Annotated in this window: 7 protein-coding genes; all 7 read left to right on the top strand. The window is 71.5% G+C overall.

The window, feature by feature from the left end; all coding sequences use genetic code 11:
- Positions 1 to 766 (top strand): formyltetrahydrofolate deformylase (gene purU, locus ACE3T5_RS07830; protein ID WP_374666206.1); only part of this gene is annotated, 766 nt, incomplete at its 5' end.
- A gap of 21 nt (positions 767 to 787) precedes the next feature.
- Positions 788 to 1,657, top strand: a complete 870-nt coding sequence (locus ACE3T5_RS07825; RefSeq protein ID WP_374666204.1) for a LysR substrate-binding domain-containing protein — start codon at positions 788 to 790, stop codon at positions 1,655 to 1,657.
- Positions 1,658 to 1,747: 90 nt separating this feature from the next.
- A complete protein-coding gene (locus ACE3T5_RS07820; RefSeq protein ID WP_374666202.1) occupies positions 1,748 to 2,563 on the top strand; it encodes a carotenoid biosynthesis protein in 816 nt (271 codons plus the stop codon).
- Entirely contained in the window at positions 2,560 to 3,933 is a 1,374-nt protein-coding gene (locus tag ACE3T5_RS07815; protein ID WP_374666200.1) for an oxygenase MpaB family protein, read from the top strand. The genes ACE3T5_RS07820 and ACE3T5_RS07815 overlap by 4 nt, the downstream gene beginning before the upstream one ends.
- The gene (locus ACE3T5_RS07810; RefSeq protein WP_374666198.1) at positions 3,915 to 5,675 is read left to right on the top strand and encodes a 7TM diverse intracellular signaling domain-containing protein; all 1,761 of its coding nucleotides are present in this window, start codon (positions 3,915 to 3,917) and stop codon (positions 5,673 to 5,675) included. Before ACE3T5_RS07815 ends, ACE3T5_RS07810 begins: the two co-directional genes overlap by 19 nt.
- A 145-nt stretch (positions 5,676 to 5,820) precedes the next feature.
- Entirely contained in the window at positions 5,821 to 8,214 is a 2,394-nt protein-coding gene (locus ACE3T5_RS07805) for a choice-of-anchor X domain-containing protein (RefSeq protein ID WP_374666196.1), read from the top strand.
- Positions 8,211 to 8,645 carry a lysostaphin resistance A-like protein gene (locus ACE3T5_RS07800; protein ID WP_374666194.1) on the top strand — a complete coding sequence of 145 codons (435 nt, stop codon included), beginning with the start codon at positions 8,211 to 8,213 and terminating at the stop codon, positions 8,643 to 8,645. The genes ACE3T5_RS07805 and ACE3T5_RS07800 overlap by 4 nt, the downstream gene beginning before the upstream one ends.
- The last annotated feature ends 18 nt before the right edge of the window (positions 8,646 to 8,663 follow it).

Below are 8,663 nucleotides of genomic sequence, written 5' to 3'. Positions count from 1 at the left end.
CGGCGGCAACATCGAGGAAGCCGCGCAGTACAACGACCACGACACCGGCCTGTTCTTCATGCGCGTGCGCTTCGCCTGCGCGCAGCTCACGGCCGAGGCGCTGCGCGAGCAGCTCGCCGCCTTCGGCGAGCCCCTGCGCATGAACTGGCGGCTGCACGCGAGCGAGCAGCCGATGCGCACCGTGATCTTCGTCAGCCGAGAGGGCCACTGCCTGAACGACCTGCTGTTCCGCTGGAAGAGCGGGCTGCTGCCGCTGGACCTGCGCGCCATCGTCTCCAACCACCGCGACTTCTACCAGCTGGCCGCCAGCTACAACGTGCCCTTCCACCACATCCCGCTCACGAAGGACAACAAGGCGCAGGCCGAGGCCCGGCAGCTGGAGGTGATCGAGGCCGAGGGCGCCGAGCTGGTGGTCCTGGCGCGCTACATGCAGATCCTGTCGGACGGCATGTGCCAGCGTCTGGCCGGCCGCGCGATCAACATCCATCACAGCTTCCTGCCCAGCTTCAAGGGCGCCAAGCCCTACTACCAGGCGCATGACCGCGGCGTGAAGCTGATCGGCGCCACCGCGCACTACGTGACGGCGGATCTGGACGAGGGCCCGATCATCGAGCAGGACGTCGCGCGCGTGGACCACGGCTATACCGTGGAGGACCTTACCGCCACCGGCCGCGACACCGAAAGCATGGTGCTGGCGCGCGCGGTCAAGTGGCACAGCGAGCATCGCGTGCTGCTCAACGGCCACAAGACGGTGGTGTTCCGCTAGCGGCAGCGCAGCGCCTGTGCGATGAACCCGCGCATCCCGCCGATCCAGTGCCTCGTGACCTTCGAGGCCCTGGCGCGGCTGCGCTCCGTGACGGCCGCGGCGGAGGAACTGTGCGTGACGCCCAGCGCGGTGAGCCACCGCGTGCGCCAGCTGGAGCAGGTGCTGGGCACGCGCCTGTTCGGCCGCGCGGACTTCTCCCTCACCACCGACGGCAGCGAGTACCTGGCGCACGTGCGCGAGGGGCTCACGGTGCTGGGGCGCTTCCCGGGCCGTGACGTCGGTGGCGCCAAGCGCAAGTTGCGCGTGGCCGTCACGCCCACCTTCTCGCGCTCGGTGCTGATGCCGCGGCTGCGCGGCTTCATCGAGGCCTACCCGGACATCGATCTCACGCTGCAGGTGTCCATCCCGCTGCTGGACGTGGTGGCGGAAGACGCGGACCTGATGATCCGCTTCGGCACCGGCCGCTATGCCGACGTCGAGTCGACCTGCCTCATGACCGACGAGGTCACGCCGATGGCGGCGCCCTCGTTCATCCGCACCCACGGGCCCTTCGACACGCCCGAGGAGCTGCTGGCCGCCAAGCTGATCAAGAGCCCGCTGGAGCCCTGGCGCACCTGGTTCCTGGCGCATGGGCTGGACGTGCCCGAACCGCCCGAGGGCTCGTCGTTCAACGACATCGGCCTCATGTGCGATGCGGCGGCGCAGGGCCTGGGCATCGCGCTGGTGCGGCTGAAGCTGGGCCATCCCTGGCTGGACAACGGCACGCTGGAGCGGCTGTCGGATCGCAACGTGCCCAGCCCGCATGCGCACTACCTGTGCTGGCGCACCGGCGTCATGGACCGCTGGGAGTGCGCGGCCTTCGCCGACTGGCTGAAGAAGAGCCTGGTGTAGCGCCGCGCCTGCGTGGAGGTCCCGATTGCACCGGGCCCTGGGTTCGATGTTACAAACCGGTGCCGCCCGCGCACGGGCATAGGAGGGAGCTTGCCGACCGAGCCGTTCTCGCGCCTCGAACTGGGGCTGGGCGTTGTGCTGGCCGTCGGGCTGGCCGCCTGGACGGCGCTCGGCTGGGGCGGTCTCTCGTTCGCGCTCGTCACGGCTTCGCTGCTGCTCGCCGCGGCGAGCTACTGGTCCTGCGGCGTGCTGTACGGCACGTCCGCCGCGCGACGCTTCCTCGCCTGCGGCGTGGTGCTGGGCTGGCTGGCCGAAGAGGCCGGCGCCACGATGGGCTGGCTGTTCGGCTCGTACACCTACACCGAGGTGCTGGGCCCGAAGCTGGGCGCGGTGCCGATGGTGATCCCGCTGATGTGGTTCGGCCTCTGTCATGTGGGCTGGGTGCTCGCCTGCCTGTTGCTGTGGCGTGCGCCGGTCGCGCCGCGCTGGGGCTGGCCGGCGGGGGTGCTCACCGCCGTGCTGGCTGCCCTGCTGGTGACGGCGTTCGACCTGGGCGCGGACCCGTACTTCGTCTACGTGCTGCAGGCCTGGATCATGACGAAGAAGGATGGCGGCTGGTTCGGCGAGACGATCCGCGGCTTCGAGGGCTGGCTGATCGTGAGCTTTGCCATCGTCTGCCTGTTCCAGCTCTGGGCGCGACCGGTGCTCGCGGCCGTTGCGTTGCCGCGCCTGCATCGCGCGGCCCTGCTGCCGGTGGGGCTGTACGCGGGGTTCATCGCCTTCCAGATCACGCAGGCGCAGCCCATCGCGCTGCGCGTGGTCGCGTTCTTCGCCATGGGCATTCCGGCGCTCGTGGCCGCGGTGGCCTGGCACCTGTGGACCCACACCCCCGGAGAGACTTCATGACGACACCGGACGCCGCGCACTGGCAGGCCATGGGCCGCACGGCGGACCCGCTGGCGGACCGCACGGTCGCCGTGCTCGTCGGCCCGTGGACCGATACGGACGGCGCGGTCAGCGGCCCGGGCGCGGCACGTCTGGCCGCGGCCACGCGCCTCATGGCCACGTGGACCACCAACGCCAGCCTGGCGGACTGGGCGCCGCCACCCGATGCGGATCCCGAGGTGGCGGCGATCCTGGCCGCCTATCTGGATGAGGGCCGCCGCCTGCCCGAGTGGGTGCGCCCGGCCGACATCGAGCGGGCCGAGGCGCTGTTCATGGCCTACGGACCGTTGTCGTGCACCCTGCTCTTCTGCGCCAGCCTGCCGGAATGTTACGTTTTGCCACATCTGGCGGAAGTGCTTCACGCCGCCGGACAACTGGAAGCCCACACCGAGCACCGGATCCGCCAGACTGCGGCCATGGTGTTCCCCGTGATGATGAAGGGCGGCCTGCTGCAGCCCGATGGCTGCGGCGTGGCGCAGGTGCTGAAGGTGCGCCTGATCCACGCCACCATTCGCCATCTCATCCTGCGCGGCGAGCCGGGCACGGTGCACGGGGAGGTCGGCGCGCGGCCCCACCCCGGCCCCCGCGCCAGCATGCACCAGGCCCTGGTGGCCCACGGCTGGAGCGTGGCGCGCCAGGGCGTGCCCTGCAGCCAGACCGAGCTGGCCTACACCCTGCTCACCTTCCACTACGTCTTCCTGCGCGGCCTGCGCCAGCTGCACGAGCCGATCCCGCCCGAGGACGAGACCGCGTTCCTGCACGCCTGGAACGTGGCCGGCCATGTACTCGGCATCCGCAGCGAGCTGATGCCGGCCGACATGGCCGAGGCCGAGCGCATGTTCGAGACCATCCAGGCGCTCACGCTGGCGCAGCCGGCCCGCCGCGACGTGCGCCCCGGCCTGGGCCGTGCACTGATGGACGCCATGGCCCGCTCGATCCGCGTGCCCGTGCTGCGCAGCCTGCCGGTGCCGATAACCCGCTGGCTGGTCGGCCCGGCGACGGCCGCCGCCATCGGCGCCGACGAGCGGGTCGGCCTGCCGGCGCGCATGCTGTTCGCAACGGGCCTGGCCCTCACCCGCGGGGTGGATGGCCTGCTGCGCATCGTGTGGCCGCGTTTCTCGCTCGTGCGCCTGTTCACGCGGGCCGTGGGCTACCACCTGATGTCACGCTTCCTGCTCGACCAGACCCGGCCGCTCAACCTGCCGCAAGCCCTGCTCGATCCGATGCACGACACCATCGCCGGCTGGCACCAGGATCCGCACGCGCCCCGCTGGGCCCATCACCTGGAAGACCGGCTGACCACCGTCGGTCCGTGGAAGGCCGTCCGGTGAACTTCATCCGGGCCCTCGCGATGGTCCTGCTGGCCGTGTTGTGGATGCAGCCGGCGCTGGCCGAACCGCCCGAAGGCGACATCACTCTGCGGGCCCGCTACTGGATCGATCCGACCGGCCAGGCCGACATCCGCCAGGCTGCGGCGGACCCGGCCCGTCTGCAGCCCTTCGATCGCTACCAGTCGATTCCGCTGGGCAGCGGCGCCTTGTGGATGCGCTTCGACCTGCCCGCCCTGGACGCGAGCCAGCGCTGGTACCTGCTGCTCACGGGCGCGGCGTTCCTGAACCGCGCCATGTTGTACACGCAGGCGCCGGATGGCAGCTGGGTGGTGCAGCGCGCAGGCGACCATGTGCCGGTGGCGCAGTGGAGCCTGCCGCACTTCGCGCCGCTGCTCGCCGCCCCCACGGCGGAGGCACAGGCCGTCTGGCTGCGCCTGGAGAACCACCCTGCGCCCGCCAGCCCGTTCGTGCAGCTGCTCACCGAGTCGAGCCTGCAGGAGAAGTCGCGCTGGACGCTGATCCTGGTGGGCGGCTACATCGGCTTCGGGTTGCTGGTCTTCGTGGTGGGCCTGATGCACGCGCGGCTGTACGGTGACCGCGCCTTCCATGCCTACTGCGCGTACGTGGCCTGCATGCTGCTGTTCCAGCTGTCCTTCACCGGCATGGGCGGGTTGCTGCTGTGGCCGCAGTGGGCGTGGTTCAACGATGCCGCGCCGGCGCTGTTCATGCTGAACATGGTGGCCTCGGGCATCTGGTTCATCCGCGAGGCCACCGCCCTGCCGCGCCACAGCCGCCTGGCGGATCGCGGCGCGCTCGCCTTCTCGCTCTTCGGGCCGCTGTTCTCCGTCGCCTACGTGCTGCTGAACAACGGCGTCACCTATGCCGTGCTCAACGTCTACGGCCTGCTGTCGGTGGTGCTCAGCATCACGCTGTGCCTGTGGACGTGGCGGCGCGGCGAGGCCTACTCCGGCTGGCTGTTCCTGGGCTTCCTGCCCATCCACCTGACCTACCCCTTCCCCGCCCTGCGCGCCGCCGGCGTGCTGCCCGACAGCTGGCTCACGCAGTACGCGGTGCTGATCGGTTCGGCGCTGGAGATCCCGCTGCTGCTGTTCATCCTGCACAGGCGCGCCAAGGACTTCAGCGAGAACCGCGTGCGGCTGCGCGCACTGGACAGCACCGACCCGCTGACGGGCCTGACCATCGCGCCAGTGCTGCGCCTGCGCGTGCGCGATGCCCTGCGGCGCGCGCGCCGCTCGGGCCACCGCTGCACTGTGATGCTGGTCGAACTGGCCAACCACGCCGACATCGTGGCCGACGAGGGGCGCGAGGCCGGCGACCGCGCCCTGGTGGTGGCCGCTTCGCGGCTGTCGGGCGTGGTGCGCGAGGTGGACACGGTGTGCCGCATCGAGGACACCCGCTTCGCGCTGCTGCTGGAGGGCCCGCAGCCCGACGACGCCCGGCGCCAGCTCGCCCAGCTGATCGTCGCGCGCGGCCTGGAGCCGGTGCCGCCGCTGCCGCCCCACCTGAGCCTGCGCTTCCGCGTCGTCTCGGCCTGGGTGCCGGACGGCACCATGGCGCTGGCGGAGGACGGCACGGCCGATGAACAGCGCCTGCTGCTGCGGCTGCAGCTGGCGCTGGACCGCGTGCTGGAGAGCGGCCGAAAAGTCGTGCACCACCTGGCCGCCGACCCCGCGGACCGCGAAAACCCCCCATCGGATGCGCCGGAGTCGACGTTGCCGTGATCCTGCGGCCACCCGGCGTCGATTCCTTCACGGCCCCGAAACGACCAGTCCGCCTCGTTCTTGTACGGATGAGCTGACTCCGCTACAACGGCGCTGATGGGGACGGCATCCGTCTCGCCCCCCGCCACGACCGCAAGGAGACAGCATGCATGCAGGCTTCAGTGACCTCTCCCCTCCCCGGCGCCCGGCACGCTGGCGCCGTCTGGTCGCCGCGGCCCTGGCCTTCACGCTGAGCCTGCCCGGCCCGATGGCGACGTGGGCCGCCAACCATCCGCTGACGCACCTGCCGGATGTGAACACCATCAACTATGTGGTGAACGTCGACTGGGACTTCGACAACCCGCCGACGCAGGTGGGAAACCCCGCGCAGCGGCTGGATCGCGACTACATCACCCAGGTCCTGCGCAGCTTCGCGCAGACGAAGTTCACCATGACCGAGGGCCGGCACCGGGTCGGCGCGATCCATGTGTACGGCAACCGCCGCTTCGGCGACAACGTGGACATCCGCCTGATCAACACCGACGGCCGCTCCTCGGCGCACGTGGCCGGTTGGGGCCAACGGGGATCGACCAGCTACAACCACCTCACCTTCGAGGGCCGGCCGGAGACCGTGTTCCAGCTCGGTCGGGTGATCGCCCACGAGATCGGGCACTACACCTACGGCCTGTATGACGAGTACCGGGAGGCCGGCACGCCGCTGAACCTGGCCGCGCGCGGCGCCCCTTCGGAGGTCGACACCGCGCGCAACTCGATCATGAACGACCATCTGCAGTGGGCCACCCTCTCCACGCCCGCCGACTACGCGGACCCCTCCCAGCGCCAGACCGCGCAGGCGCGGGTCTACGCGACCCGCCCGGACCAGTCAGGCGGCTCTGCCTGGGAGACCCTCACGCGGCCAGCGGCGCAGGATCCCGAGGCCGTGCGCGGCGCGCGCACCTTCTTCGAGGCCTTTGCCGGCATCGATCCGGCGACCTTGAGGCTCACACAGCCCACGGCCGGGTTCGACGCCGCGCTTCAGATCGTGTTTGTCCCCAACCCGGTGTTCCGTGACGTGATCGTGCTGGACCGCACGTTGCCCGCCGAACGGTACAGCCAGCTCATCCAGGCCGTCCGTGCCGTGGTGAGCCAGGCGGGTGCGGACACGCAGTTCGGCATCGTCGTCTCGCCACCCGTGGGCAGCGAGGCCGTCGTGGCGCTGACCACGGCGAACGACGAGGGCAAGCGCAGCGTGCTCGCGGCCCTGGACAGCGTGACGCCCACCGCGGGCGCCTTCGATGCGACCACCGCCTTCAACCAGGCGATCGGGCTGATCCGGGGCGCCCGCCAGCCGGGCGACGTGGCCACCGTGCACCTGCTCACGGGCTCCGAGACCAGCGTCCCCCAGGAAGTGCAGGCCACCGTGCGCGGGGCGCAGGTGGTGGTCAACGCACTGGGGCTCACGGGCGGCAGCGGCGTCTTGCGGGCGGCCATCCGGGAGCGCGCGCTCAAGGCCTCCGTTTCGGGTACGGCCATCAACCTGTCGCAGCTGGCGCTCGCGTCCGGTGGCGCGTACAACGCCTCGCGGGACGGCGCGGACGCCGCGCGCGACCTGCTGCGGGGCATCAAGGAGGCCCATGCCCAGGCCCACGCCATCCTGCAGATGGACGGGTCCGATCCCCTGCCGGCCGGCGGACGCGTCGAGCGATCCGTCCGGGTGGCCTCCGGCACCGCGGACGGCAATGTGCAGATCGACCTCTTCTTCGATCCCGCAGACGCGTCGGCGCTGAGCTTCAGCCTGGTGCACCCTTCCGGGCAGGTCATCACGCCCGGCACCCTGCCGCAGGGCGTGCAGTTCGATCTGGACGCGGCGGATGGCGTGGCGAGCTTCCTGCTCGAATCGAGCCTGGCCAGCCGCGCCGGCAACTGGAAGGTGGCCGTGCAGGCCTCGCGCGCCATGAGCGATGGGATCGGACTCGACGTGAGGTCCGACTCGGCCATCGTCCTCGCCGGCGCGGTGAGCGGTGGCACGGCCGGCGCCGCGGGCGCACCGGTCCTGCGCGTGCGCCTGGGGGGCGAGAAGAGCATCCGCGATGCCGTGGTCACCGCCGACATCTACCAGGAGGACGGCTCGCTGGCCCTGGGCGGTGTGGAACTGCGCGACGACGGAACCGCCCCGGACGACCGTGCCGGAGACGGCCTCTATGCCGTGAGCCTGGCCGGCCGGCTGCCAGCGGGCGAGTACTTCGCGATCGTCGAGGCGCGCACGACCGCTGCCTCGCGCATCGCCAGCCTGGGCGCCCTCATCAAGGGCGCCCGCAACGAGGAAGCGCCGGTGGATCTGCTGGTCCGCGTGGCCGAGGTCGTGTTCGCGCTGGACAGCGCGGCACCCGGCGTGATGCAGGCGGCCCCGGGCGGCGGCTCGACGCCAGCCGCTGACGCGACGGACGGCGGCGGCGGCTGCGTCGCCACCACGACCGGGCGCGATGGCAGCCTGGCCCTGCTGCTCGCACTGGCGCTCGTGGGCATGGCCTTGCGGCGCCGGGCGCTGGCCCGGCCGTGAACCTGGGCGCGGCACGGCCCTGGGCCGCGCTGGGTGGGATGGCGGCGCTGGCGCTGCCGGGCGCCTGGCTGGCCCATGCCGCGCTGGGCCTCGCGTTGCGGCCTGAAGGCGGGTGGGCCTGGGCCTGGGCACTGGCCGTCGCGCCGCTCATCGAGGAGGCCGTGCTCCGCCCCCTGCTGCAGCAGGGCCTGTGGGACCGGATGCAGGCGTTGACCCGACCTGCTGCAGCGTGGCCAGGCCATGCGGCCAATCTGTTCAGCGCCCTGGCGTTCGTTGCGCTGCACGTGCCGGGCCGCGGCTGGGATGCCCTGTGGTGGCTCGCCCCGGCCGTCCTGCTGGGCGAGGCATGGCGACGCCACCGCAGCCTCGCCGCGTGCGCGGGCCTGCATGCGTGGTTCAACCTCTGCCTGGCCGGGGTCAGCCGCGCCTGAGCGAAATTTGCGCGGGGC

The organism is Ramlibacter sp., from assembly GCF_041916345.1.
Lineage (GTDB): Bacteria > Pseudomonadota > Gammaproteobacteria > Burkholderiales > Burkholderiaceae_C > Ramlibacter.
This window is presented reverse-complemented; position numbering and strand designations above follow the sequence as displayed.

Excerpts from the sequence above, each read along its gene's own strand:
- ACE3T5_RS07825 (WP_374666204.1), top strand. The coding sequence starts at position 788 with ATGAACCCGCGCATCCCGCCGATCCAGTGCCTCGTGACCTTCGAGGCC.
- ACE3T5_RS07815 (WP_374666200.1), top strand. The coding sequence starts at position 2,560 with ATGACGACACCGGACGCCGCGCACTGGCAGGCCATGGGCCGCACGGCG.
- ACE3T5_RS07805 (WP_374666196.1), top strand. The coding sequence starts at position 5,821 with ATGCATGCAGGCTTCAGTGACCTCTCCCCTCCCCGGCGCCCGGCACGC.